This window comes from Oceaniferula flava, assembly GCF_016811075.1.
Lineage (GTDB): Bacteria > Verrucomicrobiota > Verrucomicrobiia > Verrucomicrobiales > Akkermansiaceae > Oceaniferula > Oceaniferula flava.
In genome coordinates, this window is sequence record NZ_JAFBGL010000010.1 from 82,552 (window position 1) to 103,233 (window position 20,682).

Consider the following 20,682-nt stretch of genomic DNA (forward strand, 5'->3'; position numbering starts at 1 on the left):
CGTCCCACCCATTACCCGCATGTCAGTCAACGCGCACATCACCTCAGCACTCGCCGGAGTCCTTCTCCTCGGCGCTGGGGTTCCGTGCCAGGCGCAGGCGGGTCATGGTGCCGGGGCAGGGGACAAGGATCGCCAGATCCGCCTGCTGGAACGACAGCTTGATAAAGTCAAAAACCAGAACCTCGTATTATCACGTGACCTCGCCGTTTCCAAGAAACGTGAGGCCGAGCTCTCCAAGAGCGTGAACGAGCTTCGACTGCGTTTTGCCGCACTCGGCAATAACCTACTCAACGGTGGCGAGGATGCCATTCTCGAGGCGGTAAAAAATGCAGAAGTGCTCGATAAACGAAATTCTGCTACGGAAAAAGCCGTTCATAACTTGATGGCAAATTTGCGTGAATACCTACGCACAGCTATCACAGCGGACCCTGCAGCCAGGGTTCGTCTGGAAACTTCGATTAGAGAGCTTGACGCAGCCCTCGGTTTAAGGCAAAAGCCGCGCCCGCAGATTGCTCAAGGTAATCTGCAGCAAGCAAAAATCATCAGCATCGACGCCGAAAGCGGACTGCTGGTTATTAATGCAGGTGAGAATCAGTCCGTTCGACGCGGCATGACTTTCGCCATATTGCGCGGTAACCGCAAGGTGGCCGAGGCAATCGTTGCTGAAACCCGCAAGGACTTCAGTGGCGTATTACCCACCGAGCTTGAAAATCCAAAAGACCAAATTCGCGCAGGCGACATTGCATCCATACAAACCGAACAACGATAAACCACTCACCTTCTCAACCCACCTTTAACCACTAGACCGATGGAAGTTAAATCCACTTACAAATACGCCCGCATCTCGCCTAAGAAGGCTCGTGATGTTGCCCGTGCCATTCAAGGCATGCCCGTTTCAGACGCTCTCGATGCGCTTGCTTACACACCTCGTAAAGCAGCTGCGCTGATCGGCAAGACGCTGAAAAGCGCTGTCGCCAATGCTGAGAACAACCACGAGCTGATTGCTGATGACCTCACCGTCAAAGAAGCAACCGTGGGTGACGGTCCTACTTTCAAGCGCTTCAAGCCACGTGCCCGCGGATCCGCAGGTGCTATCCGCAAGCGCACCAGCCACCTTTACATCATCCTCACCGATGAGGAGGAAATCCCTGAGCCACGTGAACGCTCATCCAAGCCGAAGAAACGCAGCGTCGTTGCCAAGCCTAAAGCTAAGAAAGAAGCAGCTCCTAAGAAAGAGGCCGCTCCTGTCGAAGCAGAAGAAGCCAAGGCAGAAGATGCCGCTGAGTAATCGCCCGACTAAACAACTTCAAAAAAACATTACATCATGGGCCAGAAAATCAATCCGATCTCGTTCCGTCTCGCCGTCTCCAAGGACTGGCGCTCCAAGTGGTATGCCACTGGTAACGACTACACCGATAAACTCCACGAGGACCTGAAGATCCGCAAATACATCAAGAAGCGTCTTCACATGTCCGGTATCTCCAAAGTGGTTATCGAACGTGCATGGAACAGCGTGCGTGTCACCCTGTCCACTGCTCGTCCCGGTCTTGTGATCGGCCGTAAAGGATCCGAAATCGAAAAAATGACCAACGATCTCACCAAACTTTGCGGTGGTTCCCAGGTGAAAATCGACATTCTCGAAATCCGTAAGCCTGAGCTCGATGCTCAACTCGTTTGCGAAAACGTCGCCATCCAGCTTGAGCGTCGTATTGCTTTCCGCCGCGCCATGAAGCGTGCTATCCAGACCGCCATGGAATTCGGTGCCGAAGGTATCCGCATCCGTTGCGCCGGTCGTCTCGGAGGTGCAGACATCGCCCGTGCCGAGTGGTATCGCGAAGGCAAAGTGCCACTTCAGACACTGCGTGTGCCAATCGACTACGGCTTTGCCGAAGCGAACACCGTTTACGGTATCATTGGCATCAAGACCTGGATCAATAAGAAGGAAGAAACAGAACAACAAGGAGGCGGCGGTGGACGTCCTCGTGGTGGCCAACGCCGCGATCGTAACGACCGCAACAACAACCGCTAATCGACGGTTCGCCCACAACCATAACATTTAATTAGGAGGAAAATATCATGCCATTAATGCCAAAAAGAGTGAAGTTCCGCAAGACTCAGCGCGGAAACCGCGGCGGAAACGCCCAACGCGGAAACACCGTATCATTCGGTGACTTCGGGCTGCAGTGCCTCGGACGCGGATGGATGACCAACCGTCAGATCGAAGCCTGTCGTGTTGCCATCAACCGTAAACTCAAGCGTAAAGGAAAAGTCTGGATTCGTGTCTTCCCTCACAAATCCATCACCGGCCGTCCACCAGAAACTCGGATGGGTAAAGGTAAGGGTGCTGTGGAAGCATGGGTCGCTGTGATCCGCCCTGGAACCATGCTGTTCGAAGTCGGCGGTGTTTCAGAAACTGCTGCCAAAGGCGCACTCCGTCTCGCATCCTACAAGCTCGGCGTTCCTACCCGTTTCGTCGTCCGTGGAAACCACGGTTAAGAATTCAACGTTAAACATCAACAATTCAACATTCGAAAGCCATGGCTCAGACAAAAATCTCAGAAATCCGCGAGCTCTCCACTGAGGAGCTCACCAGCAAGCTGCGTGACCTCAAGCAAGAGGCACTCAACCTCCGCCTGCAACAGGCGACAGGTCAGCTTGAGAACACCGCACGCCGCCGCCTCGTTCGTCGCGAGACCGCTCGTGTGCAAACCATCCTCAAGCAACGCGCACAACAGGCGTAACTAGGATACTAGCAACCCACATAACATTCAAATCTCATGAGCGAATCAAACACTCAAGCAGCCGGTCTCCGCAAGACCCGTGTTGGCATCGTTGTCTCCACATCCATGGATAAAACCATCGTTGTTGAATACACCAACCGTGTGCCGCACCCACGTTTCAAGAAGATCATCAAACGATCCAAGAAATTCTACGCACACGATGAAAAAGGCGAAGCCGCCGTTGGCGACAAAGTCAGCATCATCGAGACCAAGCCTATTTCCAAGAAGAAGTGCTGGAAACTCCAGGAGGTCCTCAGCCACTAGTCTTCTCTGTCAATGCCGCCCTGGGCGGCACTGGTCACCCACTCACTAACAACCATTTCCCAATACCTATTCTGCTATGATCCAGATGGAATCCAAAGTTCAAATTGCCGATAACACCGGCGCTCGCGTCGCCAAGATGATTGGCGTCATCGGCAAGCGCACCAAGGTGGCTCGCGTCGGCGATGTTATCACCGCCCACGTGCGTGAAGCTATCCCAACCGCCAGCATCAAAAAAGGTGAGGTCGTCAAGGCCGTGGTCGTGCGCTCCGCCTACCCAGTCCGCCGCGCGGATGGTTCAGTGCTTCGTTTCGACTCTAACGCTATTGTCATCATCGACAAGGACGGTAACCCCAAGGGCACTCGTATCTTCGGACCCGTTGCTCGTGAACTCCGTGAGAAGCGTTACATGAAGATCGTCTCCCTCGCACCGGAAGTTCTCTAATTTCCCTAAGCAATCTAATCTTTAACATTCAAAAGACCATGAGAATCAAGACCCACGTCGCAAAAGGCGACACCGTCGAAGTCATCGCCGGTAACCACAAAGGCAAGCAGGGAACCGTGCTTTCCGTTAATGCCGCCAAAGGCCAGGTCGTCGTCGAAGGCGCCCGCGTCATCAAGAAGGCCATCCGCAAGTCTGAAGAAAATCCAGACGGCGGCATCCTCGAACAAGACGGCCCAATCGCCATCTCCAACGTAAAAAAAATCTAACCTGAGAAGAGGTAACTCATCTCTTCTGTTATTAACCATTTAAGAGCTCACAAGGCTCTTTTCCACCGCGCTTAAGCGACCCAATAACAATAAGCTGACCCGCAACCATGACACCTACACTACTAACATACTACAAGGATAAGGTAGTCCCGGCTCTGACTAAAGAGCACGACTACAAAAACCCGCATCAAGTGCCAGCACTTGAGAAAATCGTCGTCACCACCCACGTTGGATCTGCATCCGACCGTAAACAAGCTGTGGAAGACGCCATCGAAGACATCTCCAAGATCACCGGCCAGAAGCCTAGCATCTCCTACGCCCGTAAGAGTGTTGCGAACTTCAAAGTGCGCGAAGGTGAAGCTGTGGGTGCTCGCGTTACCCTTCGCGGTAGCCACATGTGGGAATTCCTTGACCGCTTTATCAACATCACCGCTCCGAACATTCGTGACTTCCGCGGAATTTCACCCAAGAGCTTTGATGGCCGTGGCAACTACGCTGTAGGTATCAACGATCAATCGATCTTCCCTGAAATCGAGCTCGACCAAATCAAACGTCAGCTCGGATTCGACCTCATTTTTGTCACCACCGCCAATACCGACGATGAAGGCCGCGCGCTGCTCAAAGCGCTTGGAATGCCTTATCGTGAAAACAAGAAAAACGACGACGAAGCTGCTTAATCAGTGGATCGCAAATCATAACCATCTAACGAATTACAAGCACTATGGCAGTTTTAAGTGACCCCATTTCTGACTTTCTCACCCGTCTCAAGAACGCATCACGCGCAAGCAATGAGTTCTTCACCGCTCCTCATTCCAAAACCAAGGAAGCCATCGCCAAGATCCTCGAAGACGAAGGCTACATCTGGAACTACGAGGTAAGCACCGACGGCAAGTTCAAAGAACTCAAAGTCAAAGTCAAATACTCCGATAACGGCACTCCCGTTCTCACGGATGTGAAGCGCGTTTCCAAACCTGGAATTCGCCGCTATGTTGGTGCAGGAGAAATCCCGCGTGTCCTCAATGGCCTCGGCATCTCTATCGTCTCCACCTCCAAAGGACTGAAGACAGGAACGCATGCCCGTAAGGAAAAACTCGGCGGCGAACTGCTCGCATTCGTCTGGTAATCACCGCAAGTTTAACAACCTATTTAACCAAAGAAGGATAACACCATGTCACGTATTGGATTAAAAACCATCTCTCTGCCAGAGAAAGTCAGCATCAAGTCTGACAATGCTGGCACCGTCACCGTCGAAGGCCCCAAGGGCAAACTTGAGTGGACCATGCCAAAAGGCATCACCCTCGAGGAAGAAAGTGGCACCGTCACCGTGAAGCGCAACAGTGAGCACCGCGTGGTGCGCGCACTCCACGGCACATCACGCAGCTTGATCAGCAACATGATCGAGGGCGTTAGCAATGGCTTCGTCAAGCAACTTGAAATTCAGGGCGTCGGTTTCCGTGCGGCTGTGAAAGGCAAGGACCTCGACCTCAGCCTCGGTAAGTCACACCCGATTCTTCACCCTATCCCCGAGGGCCTCACCGTCACCGTGGACCAGAACACCAACATTAAGGTGGAGGGAATCGATAAGCAACTCGTCGGTCAGTTCGCCGCAGAAGTTCGCCGTTACTATCCACCAGAGCCGTTCAAAGGCAAGGGTGTCCGTTACGTCGGTGAGCGCGTTCGCCGTAAAGCTGGTAAGAGCGTCCAGTAAGCTCAGTGCCTTAACTACTAACTACTAACTAATTTAGAAACTAATGAGCACTCTCAATCGTAAAGAAGTTCGCAAGCGCATTCACCGCCGCATCCGTAAGAAGGTGTCCGGCACTGCAACTTGCCCACGTCTCGCTGTCAGCTATTCCAACCAGCACATCTACGCCCAGGTCATTGATGACGTAGCCGGTAACACACTCTGTGCCGCCTCCAGCATCGACAAAGGCATTGAAAAGGCAGCCTCCAACCAAGAAACTGCCTCCAAGGTCGGTGAACTCGTCGCCAAGCGCGCCAAGGAAGCCAACATTGAAAAGGTAGTCTTCGATCGCGGTGGCCACCTCTACCACGGTAAAATCAAAGCCCTCGCAGACGCCGCCCGTGAAGCCGGCCTTCAATTCTAACCCATTTATCTATCATGTCTGATAACACAGAAAAAAGTGCACCTAAAGCAGCCGAAGTTGAGGCTAAGCCAACCAATGAAGCTGCACCAGCTGCCAGCGCTACTCCAGCGGCAGCAGCTGAAGCTCCTAAAGCCGACGAACGCCGTGGCGGTCGTGGTGGACAAGGTGGCCGTGGCGGTCGCCGTGAGCGCCCACAGCGCCAGGCTCCTCCCAAGCCAATGACCGACGACGGTAAAGAGCTGCACGAGAAGGTGGTCTTCATCAACCGTTGTGCCAAGGTGGTCAAAGGTGGACGTCGTTTCAGTTTCTCCGCCCTCATGGTTTCCGGTGATAAGGAAGGCCGCGTAGGTGTTGGATTCGGTAAAGCCCAAGAGGTGATCGAATGCATCCGCAAGGGGGGGCAAGACGCCAAGAACTCACTGCAGCGTGTGAAGCTGGTTAACGGAACCATCCCGCACGAAGTGCAAGCTGAGCACGGTGGTGGTGTTGTTCTTCTCAAGCCAGCCTGCCCCGGAACCGGTATTATTGCCGGTGGTGGTGTGCGCGCCGTTTGTGAAGCCGTCGGTATCACGGATGTGCTTGGTAAGAGCCTCGGCTCCAACAACCACGCCAACGTTGTCAAGGCCACCATCAAGGCCCTCTCCCAGCTGCGCACTCGTGAGGACGTCCTCGCTAGCCGTGGCAAACAAGTCAAAGAGTCCCTCTAGGTGATTCTCCAAACTTCCAACTGAATACTTCAAACTAATCTATCATGAATTTGCACAATCTTAAACCACGCCCCGGTGCCAAGCACCGTGTTAAGCGTCTCGGTTGCGGCGAGAGCTCCGGCCTCGGCAAGACTTCCGGTCGTGGCCACAAGGGTCAGAAGTCCCGCTCCGGCGGTGGCGTTCGCCCCGGCTTCGAAGGTGGTCAGATGCCACTTCACCGTCGTCTTCCAAAGCGCGGTTTCAACAACACTCGTTTCCAAGACAAGATCGCAGTCGTCAACGTAGGATCACTCGATGATCGTTTCGAAGACGGTGCGACAGTCACCATGGAGTCGCTGAAAGAGGCACGCCTGGTCAAAGGCACCTACGTCACCGTGAAAGTTCTCGGTGAAGGAGATCTCTCCAAAAAACTCACTGTGGAAGGCTGCAAGGTCAGCTCCTCCGCGAAGGAGAAGATCGAAAAAGCTGGCGGATCCGTCGTAGAAGCCAGCTAATTCAGCAACGTGCTTCGCGAAATGAAATAACTGCTATTTTGAAGGGGAAGTGCTTGCGCACTTCCTCTTCATGCGTATAAACCCTGCGCGCTCCTTTCGCCTTGTGCGGAGGTGCCTCAGCACCCGCCAGTTTCTCTGGCAACTGATAACTTCTAACTGATAACTCTAATTTACCTATGATCTCCGCATTTGCGAGCACATGGAAAGTCCCGGAACTACGGGAACGCATTCTTTTTACCCTGGCGATGATTGTCATCATCCGTCTCGGTGTTCACGTCACTCTTCCAGGAGTTGATGCCAGCGTCATTGCTGATTACCTTGCTGACAAGCAGTCCAAAGGAGGTGACTCCGGTGCGGGTGCAGCCGTTGGTGCCATGCTGGGCTTCTTCTCAGGTGGAGGTCTTCAGAAGATGGGGGTATTTGCCCTCGGTATCATGCCTTACATTTCTGCTTCGATTATGATGCAGCTGATGACCGCTGTGGTGCCCAAGCTTTCCAAGCTGGCACGTGAAGACGGTGGCCGTGAGAAAATCAACCAATACACCCGTGCGATCACCATCATCATTGCTCTGGTTCAAGGTTACCTTCTGGCCATTAGCTTGAAGAACCCTGGTAACATTCCCGGCCTTCAAGGTATTCGCGACTTCGGTGAAGTGGTTCCCAACCACGGATTTGCCTTCATTGCGATGACCGTGCTGACCATCGTCACCGGAACCCTGCTGCTCATGTGGATTGGTGACCAGATCACCGATCGCGGTTTGGGTAACGGAATTTCCCTGATCATTACCGTCAACATCATCTCCGCCCTTCCCGGTGCACTGGTGATCACATGGCAGACTCTGATTTCTGGCAATGCCGGCCCTGGTGCCGCTGCCTTCCTCGTCTTCCTTGTGGCCTTCCTGATCTTCGTGATTGCGGCCACCATTGCCATTACCCAGGCGCAGCGCCGGATTGCGGTTCAATACGCCAAGCGTGTGATGGGACGGAAGCAACTCGGCGGCCAGACCCAGTATCTGCCACTGAAAGTCAACTACGCCGGTGTGATGCCGATCATTTTCGCCACTGCGATTCTCTCACTGCCGACCTTCGTTCTGCAGTCTGCGTTTCCTACGGCTGAGTGGTCACGCAAGATCCAAGACGTGCTTGCCGGTGGTGGTCTCGGTTACTACCTGATCGCCGGTGTAATGATCTTCTTCTTCTCCTACTTCTGGGTGGCAACAATGTTCCAGCCTAGCGAGATCTCGGAGAACCTGAAGCGCAGCGGTGGTTACATCCCCGGTGTCCGTCCAGGAAAGCCAACGGCTGATTTCCTCGATTTCACCATGACCCGTCTGACCTTCGCCGGTGCCATCTTCCTGACCATCATCTTCATCCTTCCGTGGGTGGTGTCGCAGATGCCTCGTGGAATCATCGGCAGTGAGCTGCCGTTCTTGGTGACCTCCTTCTTCGGTGGCACCAGCTTGCTGATCATCGTGGGTGTGCTGCTTGACTTCATGCGTCAGGTCGAAACTCACCTGCTGCAGCGGAACTACGATGGCTTCCTGCGCAAAGGCAAAATCAAAGGTCGCTACGACCGTCTCCAGAACACTGGTGACCGCGCATCTGGAACTTCAATGGTTTACCTCTGGGTATTCATCGCCGTGGTTGTGGTGGTGGGCGTGTCCTACTGGATCTACCAAGGTTAAGACCGAAACACGATCTTTTACAGATTTCAACCCGGCCCGCAGAGATTGCGGTCCGGGTTTTTCTTTGTTGAGGAAATGGCGATCGCACTGATTGGCCGTGGACTAAGCGGGGGATTTGGACTATTGCCATCGCCTATGAAATCAGCTCAAGCGTCAAGTTCGCAGGACTTTGACCACAATCGTCTGTTTGAGGAAATCCTAGCGGCTCGCGAACGCGTTTATTCGGTTGGCGAGGCGACGCCGCTGCAGCAGTTGCCACTGCCCGATCTCGATGCCCAGGTGTGGGTCAAACGTGAAGACCTCGGGCCCATCAAAGCCTACAAATGGCGCGGCGCTTACAATGCGATGGCGGCCCTCACTGCCGAACAGCGCAGCATGGGGGTAGTGGCGGCTTCCGCCGGAAACCACGCCCAAGGGGTGGCACTTGCCGCTAAGGCGCTCGGCTGCCAAGCCGTGATCTTCATGCCGCGCTCCACTCCGGAGGTGAAACAAAGCGAGGTGCGCCGTTTTGGCGGTGACCATGTGGAGATCCGCCTGATCGGTGACACCTACGATGATGCCGGCCATGCGGCACGGACCTATTGTGAGGAAACTTCCGGCGTTTACATCCACCCCTACGATGACGAAGTCACCATGGGAGGGCAGGGAACCTTGGCGGACGAGGTGGTGATGAGCGGTAAAGGGCCGTTCGACCGAGTTTATGTCGCTATCGGTGGTGGTGGACTCGCTGCGGCGCTGGCTTGCTGGCTGAAACGCTATTGGCCCGAGGTGAAAGTCTACGGGGTCGAAGGCGTGGAACAGGCGTCGATGACCGCAGCCCTGGCTCACGGCAGCCCGGTCGAGCTCGATTACGTCGATGTCTTTTGTGACGGCACGGCAGTGAGAAAAGTTGGGTCGATCACCTTTGAGTATTGTCGCAGCTTGCTCGACGGAGTGATCACTGTGACCAACGATGAAGTTTGTGATTCCATCCGCACGCTCTGGGAAACCCTGCGGGTGATTCCTGAGCCGAGTGGAGCCATGGGCCTGGCAGGGTTGAAAAAACACTACCATACTGGAGAAATTGGCTCTGGCGAGAAGGTGCTGACGGTGATCAGCGGAGCCAATATGGACTTCGCCCAACTCAGCGGTATTGCGCAGCGGGCGGGGATCGGTTCCAAACAACGCCGCTTTCTCCGCGTGCCCATCCCCGAGGGCAAGGGCTCGTTGGTCGAGTTCCTCGAGCAATTACCGGAGGAGATCAGCATCGTCGATTTACAATACGGCAGAAACGATTCCGAGGTGCAGTTTCCTGTGCTCGGCTTGATCGGATCCGAGTCCGATTACCAACAGCTCGATGCGGTGCTGGCGCAACGCGGTGCCAATGCCAGCGACGTGAGCACGGATGAAGATGTCGATTACCGGATCATCAACTACGCCCCCGAGCTGTTCCACTATCCACTGTTCATCAACATTGAATTTCCCGAGCGGGCCGGTGCCTTCCTGCGCTTCATGAATGAAGTCAAGGACATCGCCAGTCTGTGTTATTTCAACTACTCCTACTCTGGTGAGAGAGTCGGACGTGCTCTGGTGGGCATGGAATTCAACTCCGCCGATGACCAGCAGGCATGCCTGCAGCGGATCCTCGCGATGTGTGGCAAAAATATCCGCGCTGCCCGTGAGGTCAGTGATGAGACATTCTATCGTCTTACCGGGCATTCACGAGGCTAAGATCGCGACTAAAAAGTAGCCGGAATCCGCTTGAACGCGCGGGATTCCTCGAATTTGAGCTTGCTTGCCATCTCTCCAGACGTTAATCCCCCTGCACATCAATCACTTCCTATGGGTAAGCAACACAAAAAAATCATCAAACGCAGCCGCCGCAAGCAGTATCTGAAGCGCAAGAACGAGCAAGCCAAGAGCAGCGTAGTTCGCAAGGAATCAGCACCAGCTAAGAAGACCGTGAAAAAAGCAGCCGCTAAAAAAGCAGCGACCAAGAAAACGGCTGCCAAGAAGACCGCTAAAAAAGCTGCAACCAAAAAAGTAGCAGCTAAGAAGACCGCTAAAAAAGCAGCGAAGAAAGCTGCCCCTAAGAAGGACGAGGAGTAATCCTCAGCGATTCAAGTTTTCAACGAACAAGGCCGCTTGCGTAATGCAGGCGGCCTTGTTGTTTAAATGGGGTAGGGGGGGGCTGATTAGAAGTTACGTGAGACGTAGTTCCAGCCGGTGACTTTGCCATTGCTGAAGTCCACCGATGAGCCACGGCGGGGGACGTAGTGGACGGACGGAATGTAACCGATGCCATAACGCGGGCCGTAACCGTGACGACCAAATCCGTAGCCGTAGTAGGGGCTGAAGCCGCTGCTGTAAACCGGAACCATCTGGGTGTAATCCCAGCGTTCGTAATCCTTGCCGTCTTTGTTTCCGATGACTTTGCCGTCGGGGTGTCCCATGGCGAGGAAGACAGCCGGTTTATTCATCCCCCGGGCAATCTGGCCCTTGCTCACCAGTTCTTGGTGTTTCGGGCTGAGAGATTTGTAAATAGACGGATTGTCTTCGATTCTGCTCGTGGGGGTGCTGCTGCAGCTGGCTAATAGAGCCAGTAGAGGAAGGCTTAGAAATAGAATAATCTTCATGACAAAGCCAATCTAGCTGAGCAATGGGAGGCTTGCAAATAGGGAATCATCCACAGCGCCAGAGCTGGTCGATGATTTAAATGAAAAAGTTGGAGAAACAAGCTTGCCAAGATAGAGCGAATGGAACCAATCTTGCAGGAGCAACCCAACACACAGATTATTTTATGTCAGAAGAATTGATCCCAGCCGATGAACTAGACGACGCCCTGAAACGCTGCCCGGAGTGGGAAGCTGAAGGAGATAGCATTACCCGCACGATCGAGTTTGAGGAATACATGGAGGGCATCGATTTCGTCAACGACCTCGCTGAGATCGTCGATGAGGCACAGCATTTTCCCGAAATCGATATCCGCGACTGCAAAGTGACCCTGCGTCTGAAGACCGAAGATGCGGGTGGCGTCACCGAGATCGATGTGGAGCTCGCCTCACGGATCGATAATATTGTCGACTAAGTAGAGGCTATCTCCGACTAACAATTTTCATCAGCGTCATGACCTTAGGTGTGACGCTGATTTTTTTTTGGTAGGGCTGATTGGTTTCGCTCAGCGATTTGGGCCAGACGCGGCCAATGAGCCTTTATCGAGGAAGCAGGATTTCCTCGTTGTCCATGCCGGTGAGGTTTCGCAGGCCGGAGACGAAGCGCCACATGGTGACCATCAGAATCACGAGCATCGGCACCCCGATCACGGCAAAACCCCAGCCGGTGAGTTTGGCCACACCATCGTTGAAGGCTTCCTGGGAGCCGGTGTTGCCTCTGAGGAAATACATGGCGAGGAAGTAGTTCATCACCATGCTGATGAAAAAGGAGCCAGCCAGCAGCAGGGTGCCGGAGAAGAGTAGCTTTTTGTATCCCTCGTTGTTTTGTTTTTCCTGCACCCGCTTTTCAATCATGGGGATGTTGAAAAAGTCCGGGTTGTAGAGGAACACGCGGACTAGGGGCGTCTTGGTCCAATGGGAAATCAAAATGGTGACGCCAAAAACGAAGGGGATGGCGGCTTCTTTCAAGGCGAACCATAACGGCGCCTGTTCATCCACGGTGCCATTGTCCCGATACGCCATGATGGCAATGCCTCCGGTGAGTAAGATACTGACGACACCCAAGATCGAAAAGAAGTTCGGCTTCTTGGTTTTGATCAGGTGGTGAATGCCGTAGGCCACTGGCAGCGAGACGGCGATCAGCATGCCGTAGACGGGGCCCACATTCCAGAAGTCATCACCGTTTTTACCAAGAAAACTCAGTGCGGTGATGGGAATGAGCACGTTCCACATGATGTTCACCAGTGGGTTCTCTTGTTGTTGTTTGGCCATGGGATGGGTAGGTTCGACGGATGTCTGGAAGGTGTGTGTAATAAAATAGCGGCGGCTTTTCAACCGCCGCTATGGGAAAAGATCGGTGTCAGTTAGACTTTGCCGTAAACTGATTTACCGGAGGAAAGCAGGTCGTCGCAAGCTTCCTTGAGGCGATCGCAGAGACCTTGTTCGCCTTTTTTCAGGTAGCCACGGGGATCGTAAACCTTCTTGTTGCCGACTTCGCCGTCGATCTTCAGCACGCCTTCGATGTTCTCACACATGTGGGTGACGATCGGGCGGGTGAAGGCATACTGGGTGTCGGTGTCGATGTTCATTTTGACCACACCGTAGTCGAGGGTCTCGCGGATGTCCTCGAGGCTGGAGCCGGAGCCACCGTGGAAAACGAGGTCCATCTCGGCTTCGGCACCGTATTTGTCGGTCACGACCTTTTGGCCGTCGCGCAGGATGGTCGGCTTGAGTTTCACGGAGCCTGGCTTGTAGGCGCCGTGCACGTTGCCGAAGGTGGCGGCAAACATGAAGCGGCCGATGCCGTTCAGTGTTTCGTAGACTTGCATCATGTCCTCAGGAGAGGTGTAGAGCTTTTCAGCGGGCAGGCCGGAGGTGTCGTGACCGTCCTCTTCGCCGCCGACGCAGCCAGCTTCGATTTCGAGGATGATGTCGAGTTCGGCACACTCCTTGAGGAGGTCCTTGGAGATCTCGAGGTTCTCATCGAGCTCAACGACGGAGCCATCGAACATGTGGGAATTGAACAGGGGACCTTTGCCTTCGGCGATGCGCTTACGTGAGGCATCGAGCAGAGGGCGGAGGAAGCTGTCGACTTTCTGCGGGTGGCAGTGGTCGGTGTGCAGACCGACGAGGATGTCGTATTTCTCGGCCAGGAGGTGGGTGGCTTCGGCGAGCACGATGGCACCGAATGCCTCATCGGCAACGGCGGTGCCGGAAGCAAAGCTGCCGCCGCCGGTAGAAACTTGGATAATGCCATCGGAGCCGGCTTCGGCAAAGGCCTTGAGCGCACCGTTGATGGTGGTCAGGGAGGTGATGTTGATGGCTGGGTATGCGTAGCCGCCTTCTTGGGCAGCGTCGAGCATGGCGGCGTATTGTTCAGGTGTTGCAACTGGCATGACGTGCGCGGTTTACCACGGAGTCGGCGCTGAGGCAAGTCATCGTCTATGACATGCAGGGCACGAAAAATCCCCGCCGGATCTGGCGGGGACTGCGTTGCAAAGCGGATTTGGGCCGTTTGCCAGCTCTCCTTGGTCTCCCTTTTCAGGGATGGGATTGCGTTTTTTCAGCGGTGAGTATGGCTCGGGAGTGCTTGGCTTACAGCTCCTCGATCACATCCACGCAACAGCGGGTCCACGTTTCCAAGCGATCGTAGAGTTCTCCGCGGAGTTCTTCGAGGGTGGTGAAAGCGAGGTTGGCGATGGCGTCTTCGTTGGCCGCGACGTCATCGTTTTCCAGGTCGATCATGTGCACCACGCCGAGGTGGACTTGGCCGACGGTATTCGAGTCGTCATTGAGCAGGGCGACGATTTTGTTAGTGTGGCCACCTTCGATGTTGAGTTCCTCATCGATTTCACGCTCCACCCCGGCCATGTAGGTATCGAATCCAAGATGGTCCTCTCGCTGGTCGACCGGATTGATGTGGCCACCAATGCCGATGGAGACTTGCGCGTGCAGGCGTGATTCGCCGCCGGACTTGCCGCGGGTGTAGTGCAGGTAGCGGGTTCCCTGGTCGTCTTTCACGCGGAAGATGCAGTAGGGAATCAGCTGCTTATGAGACGGGTCGTCCTCGGCGGCGCCCCGATCCATGAAAAAGTTGTTTTCCGGATTGAGCAGCGAAGGCAGGTAAGCATCGACATCCGCATTGATCCCTTGGAACTCTCCGAGTTCATCGAACAGGGAGCGGCGCACCACGAGGATTTCCTCGCCTTGATAATCTTTAGCCATGATGATGTGCGGTGTGGATTATCCCTGGCTGTAACACTGGCGGAGATACTCGATCATGTGAGCATCGTCGTCGCCGGAGGCCCAGACGTGGCGGAGGAAGTCGGCCGGGTGGATGTCGCCATGCTTGCGCAGGAATCCACGATCGCCACCGCAGCCATACATCAGGTTCGGGTGCAGTTCACCGGCGAGCTTGGCACGAGCTTTGGCAAGAATGCGGGGGAAGTAGGCCACATTGTCGAGTGTCTCACCCCGGGCAGGGATGTCATCGGAGCTGACTTCCTTCTCGCTGAGCTGGCCGTTTTGCACTGTGTGCAGGTAATCGCGACGAACGGCAGCGACTAACAGAGCGGTCGATTCAGTGGGCTCGCCGCCATCAACCAGGTCTTCTACAAAGTCAAAAAGCTCGCGTGGTTTGTAGCCGATGGATTTCAGAAATGCGAGATCCTCCGGCTCGTAGTAGGAGTGAAAATCGCTGTTGCCACTGCGGTATTTTTCCACACAGCTGCGGAAAAGTTGAAGAAATTGGTCGTTCCAGGTCATGATATGGTGATGGGTGAGATGTTGTGATTGGGAAATGGGGGACGATTGCCACTTGGGGCGACAGCAGGTTATGGTTGGGGCGTTGTGGGCGCAAATAAAAACAGCGGACGGCATGGAGATGCCGCCCGCTGTTGGAAAGGATAAGGACTCAGCCCTTAGTTGGCGCGGCCGGAGTAGCTGCCGTCCGTGGTGTTGATCTTCAGCTTGTCGCCGGGTTTGACGAACAGGGGAACTTGAACCACCAGGCCAGTTTCGAGAGTGGCTGGCTTGGTGGGGTTGTTCGCGGTGTCGCCTTTGATGCCCTCGGAGGACTCGGTGACTTCGAGCTCGACCACGGCTGGCACGTCGACGGTGACAGCGTTGTCTTCGATGAACAGAACCTCAGCGGTCATGCCCTCGACGAGGTAGTTTTTGTTATCGCCGATCAACTCTTCGTTGAGGGTGATGGTTTCATAGGTGTTCATGTCCATGAAGTTGAAACCAGTAGGATCGGAGTAAGAGAACTCGAGCTTTTGGCGATCGGTTTCCACGATCTCCACCTTGTCGCTGGAAGCGAAACGGATGGTTTTGGTTTTTCCGGTTTGGAAGGAACGGATGGTGGCGGCGATCAGGGCGTTGCCTTTTCCGGGGGTGCGGTGCTCGAGGTTGAGCACGATGCCGGTTTCACCTTCATACTTGATGCATTGGCCTTTTTTAACGTTGGTTGCGACTATGGATGCCATGTGAGTTTTAAATGTTGAGTTGTGATTCTTAAAATGGGCGGGGGCGCGCAGTGTGGTTGCGGAGTTTGAAGTTGCAAGAGTGAAATTGCTGGATTCTAAGGCCAAGGGACTTGAACCAGAGGGGCTTCCACAGTGCTGCGCAACTCATCGTAGCGTGAGGGCGCGTGGAGGCGGACACGGAGGTTGATCAGCTCACCTGCTTCACGCTCCTCCGGCATGATCGGCACGGTGTAGTTGCGCGTCACTGGGCCGCTGAGAAGCTTGAGCGGCTTCGGCTCCGCCAGCGTCAGACCTTCCATGGGGCGCCTGCCGGGAATGAGCTTCTGACCCTCAGCATCGCTGAGCCCGACCTCGATCAGGTCGTCCGTGTTGCTGTAAAGGCAGGTGAAGGCCAGGTGTGCGCCGCTGTGGTTGGTCACCGTGTAGTCAAAGCTCAAGGAGTATTGGTTCTCACCTTGCCGCTCTAACACGACATCGCTGATGGTGAGGGAGATTTGCGAAAGGTCGACCTTACCGTGCGGCGGGGTGGTGACGGTGGGGAGCTTCGAGGGATCGGGGGCTCCGCAGGAAACCAATGCCAGCAGGGTTAATGCCGGCAGGATGAGTAATCGATGACGACGGAACATGGTAGGAGGCGTGCGTGGCTTAGATGAGTTTGAGACGGGCGAAATCTTGGGTGTCGATCAATCCTATCGGTCGACCCTCGGTATCTAACACCACGATGTCATCGATGCGGTGCGTGCCGATGGTTTTGACCGCTTCGGCCGCGAGCGAGTCGGAGTTCAGCGTGATCGGCTGGCTGGTCATCAGCTCGCTGATCTGACTGGAGCCGATGGTGGGGTCTTCTTGAAAAGATCGGGCAAAATCGCCGTGGGTAAAAATGCCGGCCAAAGTGCCGTCTTCAGCAGTGATCACACAGGCACCGCTGCGGGCGGCGGACATGGCTTCCAAGGCATCGTGCACCGTGGCGCTGGGTGGAATGCAGGCTAGGGCATCGCCGGAGCGCATGATGTCGGAGACCTTGGTCAGCAGTGCTCTGCCCAGCGATCCGCCGGGGTGGAAGCGTGAGAAGTCCTCCTCGGTGAAACCGCGCGACTCCAGCAGTGCCATCGCCAGCGCATCGCCCATCACTAACATCGCGGTGGATGAGGACGTGGGTGCCAGGTTGAGCGGGCAGGCCTCTCGCTGGATGCTGGTCAGCAGGGTGACATCGCTGTGTTTTCCCAAGGTGGAATTGGCTTTACCGGTGACTCCGACCACTTTTACGTCGGTGCGTTTGATAAAAGGTAAGAGGTCTAACAGCTCGCTGGTTTCTCCGGAGTAGGAAAGGGCGATCACGGCATCACCATCCGAGATGATCCCCAAGTCACCGTGAAGGGCGTTCTGTGAGTTGAGGACCACGGCGGTGGCTCCGGTGGAGTTCAGAGTAGCGGCGATCTTGTGACCGATGTTTCCCGACTTGCCAATGCCGACAACCACGATCTTGCCCCGGTTTTCAATGGCCTCCTTCAACAGCTCGACAGCTTCACAGAAAGAGTCACTGAGCGAGGCGGCAACCCGTTGCAGTTCCTCGATCTCGATTTCAAAGACTCGGCGCCCCTTTTCCACGTAGTTGATGTCCATGTCTGGGTAAGCTTTAGCCAATGCGCTGCGATGCTAAAAGCCCAAAAAACAAAGGTTTGAGAAGAAAATGAAACTTTTATATCATTTTTTCTTGTCGTTCTGAAAATTTATGGCATTTTCCCGCCGCGCCCAGCGCACCACGAAGAAAGCGACCTGTTCGTCTAGTGGTTAGGACTCCGCCCTTTCACGGCGGCAACACGGGTTCGAGTCCCGTACAGGTTGCCATTTCGCCTCAACTCTGATCATCAGAGTTGAGGCGAAATGCTTTATAGGAGGTGCGTTTTTTGAAGCTGCCCGAGAAGAAGGCCAAGGAGTAGTTAGATGCTCCTGCTTGCCTCCTCGCATGAGACTGGAAGCTACGTTGTTTTCCCCTAAACGCAATTCACCCCGACCCTCAATGATAGAGCCGGGGTGAATGTAGTCTGGGACCGCTTCTAGGTGTGAAGAGTGATGAAAAGTTAGACCTGTGACGGCATGCGGAGCGCGGAGGCTGCGGCTTCGTCGAGGTAGAAAACCGCGTTGTCGTGCTCTTGCAGGAAGGAGGCACTGACCTGATCGCAGACTGGGCCTTGCACGGCTTGGCGAACGATCTCAGCCTTCTTCTCGCCCCAAGCCATGAGCACCAGTCGGCGCGCACTGAGAATGGTGCCGCAGCCCATGGTGATGGCTGCGGTTGGCACCTGATCGATGCCTCCAAATGCGGGGGCGGCATCCTCCCGCGTGATCGCGTCCAGCTGGATGGCGCGTGTCACGGAGTCCTTGGGGGATCCTGGTTCGTTGAATCCAATGTGGCCCGTGCGTCCGATGCCGAGGATTTGTTGGTCGATTCCACCGGCATCGATAATTGCTTGTTCATACTCGGCGCAGTGTGCGGCAATGTCTTCCTCGGCGACGGTGCCGGAAGGGATGTGGATGTTTTCCTCCTTGATGTCGATGTGGTCGAACAGATGGGTGTGCATGAACTTCCAGTAGCTTTCCGGGTGTTCGGGAGGGAGTCCGGCATATTCATCCAGATTGAATGTGATGACGTTGGCGAATGAAAGGCCATGCTCCTCATGCAGTCTGATGAGTTCCTGGTAAAAAAGGATGGGAGTATTGCCGGTGGCGAGACCGAGCACCGTGGGTTGGCCTTTGGCATCATTCCGGAGAATGAGCGCGGCAGTTTCGGCTCCGAGCTTGGCAATCGCTGAGTCGGATGAAGAGAAAATTTCTACAGGCACCTTGTTCATGCTGCTTGCTTAAAGGGGAACCAGCTTCCTTTCAATCTCGAACAGGAGGACAAATTTTAGCGAAGGGGGCTATTTCTTGACTAATCACGAAACAAAGCGGGGGTGGCGTATCGCTGTGAGGCTGATGAAATTCTTATTAGGCGCATTGGGCTGGATGTTGATGATTCTGGGAGCGCAGGCCGCAGAGGCCAACTTGGATAAGGCCTTGGCCCTGGCGGGAGAAAATCGTGCCCAGCTGGAGCAGGCCATCGAGCAAGCACCGGCCGCCCAGAAAAAGGCGATGCAATTCCTCATCCGCTACATGCCGGAGCGTGATCTCAAGTCTTTGAAGGCTGATTATCTGCTCAACAACGTCGCCTGGGCTTATCGGGCACGTGAAACCTTCCCATGGGCGAAGGAGGTTCCGGAGGAGATCTTTTTCAACGACGTGCTGCCCTATGCCGCGCTGAACGAGCGTCGCGATGACTGGCGGGAGGACTTTTTCAATCGCTTCAGCAAGTATGTCAAAGGGGCCAAAACTCAGGAAGAGGCCCGACTGGCGGTGTGCCAGAATATCAAGGATGAGGTGAAGGTGAAATACAGCACCAAGCGCAACAAGGCCGACCAGAGCCCTTACGAATCGATGGAGACAGGTTTGGCCAGCTGCACCGGACTCTCGGTCTTACTCAACAATGCTTTTCGGGCCGTGGGGATTCCTTCACGCATTGCCGGAACCCCATCGTGGACGACCAAACGCGGGAACCATAACTGGGTGGAAATCTGGACGACGCATGACCGTCAGTGGCATTTCACCGAGTATTATTTCGATAAAAAAGGTCTCGATCGTGGATGGTTCTTGGCAGATGCCGCCAGAGGCAATGCGCAGAGTTTGTATCACAGCATTTACGCCAGTTCGTGGAAGCCGACGGGGCAGCATTTCCCCTTGGTGTGGGATTTGAAAATCCGCTACGTGCACGCCGTCAATGTCACCGATCGCTACGTTCAGCTGGGCGGGGTGAAGTCCGGTGAGGATGTCTGCGAGCTCCGCATCCATTGGATGAAGGGTGGGGAACGGGTGGCCGCCGAGCTACGCGTGGTCCAGGGTGATGTGAATTTGGGTGAAGGGGTGAGTCCCAAGGCCACCGACGACATGAATCGCTATTTCACCGTCAAGGCGCGCAAAGGCCAGCTTTACATCATCGCCTGGAAAGATCCTGTCAGCGGCAAGATCCTGCAAAAAACGGTGAAGACGCCCAAGGAGGAAGCTTGGTTGACCGTGAACCTGGCGGAGTAAAACCCAGGTGTTTTATCCGATCGCGCGTGGAGGTCGGAGTGAGGCGAAGAGTGTCTTTGTGGAGCCTTCCGCAGCCCAGGGCATCGGTCACGATGCCCTGAGAAAATATTTCACGGAGCCCCCGCATAGAGGCTCGGAGCGCTGAGCTAGCTGCCGCGTTTGTGATCGAGAGAAAGCTGATTGTAGCGATCTCTGAAGGCAAGTAGTGCGGCGAGGTAGGCCAGATACACCATCTGGGAGCCGGCATTACCCCAATTTTCCAGCAGACAGGTGCCAAAGATCAAGGAGATCATCAGCAGTGAGGCGGCGACCAGGGTGTGGCGGGTGAACAGACCCAGAATTAAGAGGATGCCGACGCCGAGTTCCACGAAGGGGACGGCATAGGCGTAAGGTTTCACCATGGCGGCTGGTAGGACGGTTTTCTCAAACTGTCCGGTGATGTGATTGGCGAAACCTGAGAGTTTGGGCAATCGCACCGCGCCGTGGATGAGCAAGTTCACCCCCATTCCGAGGCGGGCGAGGGTGTAGGCCAATGTCTGATCTGATGTGTTCATAGGAAATTGGCAGCAGCATATCACTGAAACGCGATGGCGCTAGTGGGAATCTGTTATTGGGGGGAAATAAAACAGGCGACCCTCAAAGAGGATCGCCTGTGGAAAAATGAGAGCTGCGC

General features: G+C 54.9%; 29 protein-coding genes and 1 tRNA gene. 20 read left to right on the forward strand and 10 right to left on the reverse strand.

Annotated elements, in window-relative coordinates; translation table 11 throughout:
- Positions 1–19 precede the first annotated feature (19 nt).
- From JO972_RS14255 to JO972_RS14335, 17 genes are all read left to right on the forward strand, one after another.
- Positions 20–769, forward strand: a complete 750-nt coding sequence (locus JO972_RS14255; protein WP_309490745.1) for a hypothetical protein — start codon at positions 20–22, stop codon at positions 767–769.
- 39 nt (positions 770–808) lie between these two features.
- Positions 809–1,288 carry a 50S ribosomal protein L22 gene (rplV, locus tag JO972_RS14260; protein WP_309490746.1) on the forward strand — a complete coding sequence of 160 codons (480 nt, stop codon included), beginning with the start codon at positions 809–811 and terminating at the stop codon, positions 1,286–1,288.
- A 36-nt stretch (positions 1,289–1,324) separates the two neighbouring features.
- Positions 1,325–2,029 carry a 30S ribosomal protein S3 gene (rpsC, locus tag JO972_RS14265; protein ID WP_309490747.1) on the forward strand — a complete coding sequence of 235 codons (705 nt, stop codon included), beginning with the start codon at positions 1,325–1,327 and terminating at the stop codon, positions 2,027–2,029.
- A gap of 47 nt (positions 2,030–2,076) precedes the next feature.
- Complete coding sequence (gene rplP / locus JO972_RS14270; protein WP_309490748.1) at positions 2,077–2,496, forward strand: 50S ribosomal protein L16; 420 nt, start codon at positions 2,077–2,079, stop codon at positions 2,494–2,496.
- 41 nt (positions 2,497–2,537) lie between these two features.
- Positions 2,538–2,741, forward strand: a complete 204-nt coding sequence (gene rpmC / locus JO972_RS14275) for a 50S ribosomal protein L29 (RefSeq protein WP_309490749.1) — start codon at positions 2,538–2,540, stop codon at positions 2,739–2,741.
- A 36-nt stretch (positions 2,742–2,777) separates the two neighbouring features.
- Complete coding sequence (rpsQ, locus tag JO972_RS14280; RefSeq protein WP_309490751.1) at positions 2,778–3,044, forward strand: 30S ribosomal protein S17; 267 nt, start codon at positions 2,778–2,780, stop codon at positions 3,042–3,044.
- A gap of 76 nt (positions 3,045–3,120) precedes the next feature.
- Complete coding sequence (rplN, locus tag JO972_RS14285; protein ID WP_309490752.1) at positions 3,121–3,486, forward strand: 50S ribosomal protein L14; 366 nt, start codon at positions 3,121–3,123, stop codon at positions 3,484–3,486.
- 38 nt (positions 3,487–3,524) lie between these two features.
- A complete protein-coding gene (gene rplX / locus JO972_RS14290) occupies positions 3,525–3,752 on the forward strand; it encodes a 50S ribosomal protein L24 (RefSeq protein WP_343221598.1) in 228 nt (75 codons plus the stop codon).
- Positions 3,753–3,859: 107 nt separating this feature from the next.
- Positions 3,860–4,429: a 50S ribosomal protein L5 gene (gene rplE, locus JO972_RS14295; RefSeq protein WP_309490753.1), complete on the forward strand. Its 570-nt coding sequence runs from the start codon at positions 3,860–3,862 to the stop codon at positions 4,427–4,429.
- 44 nt (positions 4,430–4,473) lie between these two features.
- On the forward strand, positions 4,474–4,875 hold the full coding sequence (rpsH, locus tag JO972_RS14300; protein ID WP_309490754.1) for a 30S ribosomal protein S8: 402 nt from the start codon (positions 4,474–4,476) through the stop codon (positions 4,873–4,875).
- Between the two features lie 45 nt (positions 4,876–4,920).
- On the forward strand, positions 4,921–5,460 hold the full coding sequence (rplF, locus tag JO972_RS14305; protein ID WP_309490755.1) for a 50S ribosomal protein L6: 540 nt from the start codon (positions 4,921–4,923) through the stop codon (positions 5,458–5,460).
- Positions 5,461–5,503: 43 nt separating this feature from the next.
- The gene (rplR, locus tag JO972_RS14310; protein ID WP_309490756.1) at positions 5,504–5,860 is read left to right on the forward strand and encodes a 50S ribosomal protein L18; all 357 of its coding nucleotides are present in this window, start codon (positions 5,504–5,506) and stop codon (positions 5,858–5,860) included.
- Between the two features lie 14 nt (positions 5,861–5,874).
- On the forward strand, positions 5,875–6,567 hold the full coding sequence (gene rpsE / locus JO972_RS14315) for a 30S ribosomal protein S5 (protein ID WP_343221599.1): 693 nt from the start codon (positions 5,875–5,877) through the stop codon (positions 6,565–6,567).
- A gap of 44 nt (positions 6,568–6,611) precedes the next feature.
- Positions 6,612–7,061, forward strand: a complete 450-nt coding sequence (gene rplO, locus JO972_RS14320) for a 50S ribosomal protein L15 (protein ID WP_309490757.1) — start codon at positions 6,612–6,614, stop codon at positions 7,059–7,061.
- A 176-nt stretch (positions 7,062–7,237) separates the two neighbouring features.
- Positions 7,238–8,746: a preprotein translocase subunit SecY gene (gene secY, locus JO972_RS14325; RefSeq protein ID WP_309490758.1), complete on the forward strand. Its 1,509-nt coding sequence runs from the start codon at positions 7,238–7,240 to the stop codon at positions 8,744–8,746.
- A gap of 135 nt (positions 8,747–8,881) precedes the next feature.
- Positions 8,882–10,456 (forward strand): pyridoxal-phosphate dependent enzyme, encoded by a 1,575-nt coding sequence (locus tag JO972_RS14330; RefSeq protein WP_309490759.1) that lies wholly within the window; start codon positions 8,882–8,884, stop codon positions 10,454–10,456.
- Positions 10,457–10,567: 111 nt separating this feature from the next.
- On the forward strand, positions 10,568–10,834 hold the full coding sequence (locus JO972_RS14335; RefSeq protein ID WP_309490760.1) for a hypothetical protein: 267 nt from the start codon (positions 10,568–10,570) through the stop codon (positions 10,832–10,834).
- A gap of 86 nt (positions 10,835–10,920) precedes the next feature.
- Here JO972_RS14335 and JO972_RS14340 read toward each other — a convergent pair whose 3' ends face one another.
- Complete coding sequence (locus JO972_RS14340; protein ID WP_309490761.1) at positions 10,921–11,361, reverse strand: hypothetical protein; 441 nt, start codon at positions 11,359–11,361, stop codon at positions 10,921–10,923.
- Positions 11,362–11,525: 164 nt separating this feature from the next.
- On the opposite strand from JO972_RS14340, the gene JO972_RS14345 reads away from it, so the two are divergent.
- Positions 11,526–11,813 (forward strand): 4a-hydroxytetrahydrobiopterin dehydratase, encoded by a 288-nt coding sequence (locus tag JO972_RS14345; RefSeq protein WP_309490762.1) that lies wholly within the window; start codon positions 11,526–11,528, stop codon positions 11,811–11,813.
- A gap of 124 nt (positions 11,814–11,937) precedes the next feature.
- Here JO972_RS14345 and JO972_RS14350 read toward each other — a convergent pair whose 3' ends face one another.
- From JO972_RS14350 to JO972_RS14380, 7 genes are all read right to left on the reverse strand, one after another.
- Positions 11,938–12,669, reverse strand: coding sequence for a VC0807 family protein (locus tag JO972_RS14350; RefSeq protein ID WP_309490763.1), 732 nt, complete (start codon positions 12,667–12,669; stop codon positions 11,938–11,940).
- Between the two features lie 92 nt (positions 12,670–12,761).
- Positions 12,762–13,793, reverse strand: a complete 1,032-nt coding sequence (gene fbaA / locus JO972_RS14355) for a class II fructose-bisphosphate aldolase (RefSeq protein WP_309490764.1) — start codon at positions 13,791–13,793, stop codon at positions 12,762–12,764.
- 199 nt (positions 13,794–13,992) lie between these two features.
- Positions 13,993–14,622: a hypothetical protein gene (locus JO972_RS14360; protein WP_309490765.1), complete on the reverse strand. Its 630-nt coding sequence runs from the start codon at positions 14,620–14,622 to the stop codon at positions 13,993–13,995.
- A gap of 18 nt (positions 14,623–14,640) precedes the next feature.
- Complete coding sequence (locus JO972_RS14365; protein WP_309490766.1) at positions 14,641–15,162, reverse strand: DUF5069 domain-containing protein; 522 nt, start codon at positions 15,160–15,162, stop codon at positions 14,641–14,643.
- 155 nt (positions 15,163–15,317) lie between these two features.
- On the reverse strand, positions 15,318–15,884 hold the full coding sequence (gene efp / locus JO972_RS14370; protein WP_309490767.1) for an elongation factor P: 567 nt from the start codon (positions 15,882–15,884) through the stop codon (positions 15,318–15,320).
- Between the two features lie 95 nt (positions 15,885–15,979).
- Positions 15,980–16,510, reverse strand: a complete 531-nt coding sequence (locus JO972_RS14375; RefSeq protein ID WP_309490768.1) for a hypothetical protein — start codon at positions 16,508–16,510, stop codon at positions 15,980–15,982.
- 19 nt (positions 16,511–16,529) lie between these two features.
- Positions 16,530–17,507 (reverse strand): KpsF/GutQ family sugar-phosphate isomerase, encoded by a 978-nt coding sequence (locus JO972_RS14380; RefSeq protein ID WP_309490769.1) that lies wholly within the window; start codon positions 17,505–17,507, stop codon positions 16,530–16,532.
- A gap of 150 nt (positions 17,508–17,657) precedes the next feature.
- Between JO972_RS14380 and JO972_RS14385 the strand changes: the two genes are divergently transcribed.
- Positions 17,658–17,732 (forward strand) — tRNA-Glu (locus JO972_RS14385).
- A 233-nt stretch (positions 17,733–17,965) separates the two neighbouring features.
- Here the strand turns inward: JO972_RS14385 and nagB are convergent.
- Positions 17,966–18,736 carry a glucosamine-6-phosphate deaminase gene (nagB, locus tag JO972_RS14390; RefSeq protein ID WP_309490770.1) on the reverse strand — a complete coding sequence of 257 codons (771 nt, stop codon included), beginning with the start codon at positions 18,734–18,736 and terminating at the stop codon, positions 17,966–17,968.
- Between the two features lie 124 nt (positions 18,737–18,860).
- On the opposite strand from nagB, the gene JO972_RS14395 reads away from it, so the two are divergent.
- Positions 18,861–20,009 (forward strand): transglutaminase-like domain-containing protein, encoded by a 1,149-nt coding sequence (locus JO972_RS14395; RefSeq protein WP_309490771.1) that lies wholly within the window; start codon positions 18,861–18,863, stop codon positions 20,007–20,009.
- 146 nt (positions 20,010–20,155) lie between these two features.
- Here JO972_RS14395 and JO972_RS14400 read toward each other — a convergent pair whose 3' ends face one another.
- Positions 20,156–20,563, reverse strand: a complete 408-nt coding sequence (locus tag JO972_RS14400) for a DoxX family protein (RefSeq protein WP_309490772.1) — start codon at positions 20,561–20,563, stop codon at positions 20,156–20,158.
- Positions 20,564–20,682: the final 119 nt, after the last annotated feature.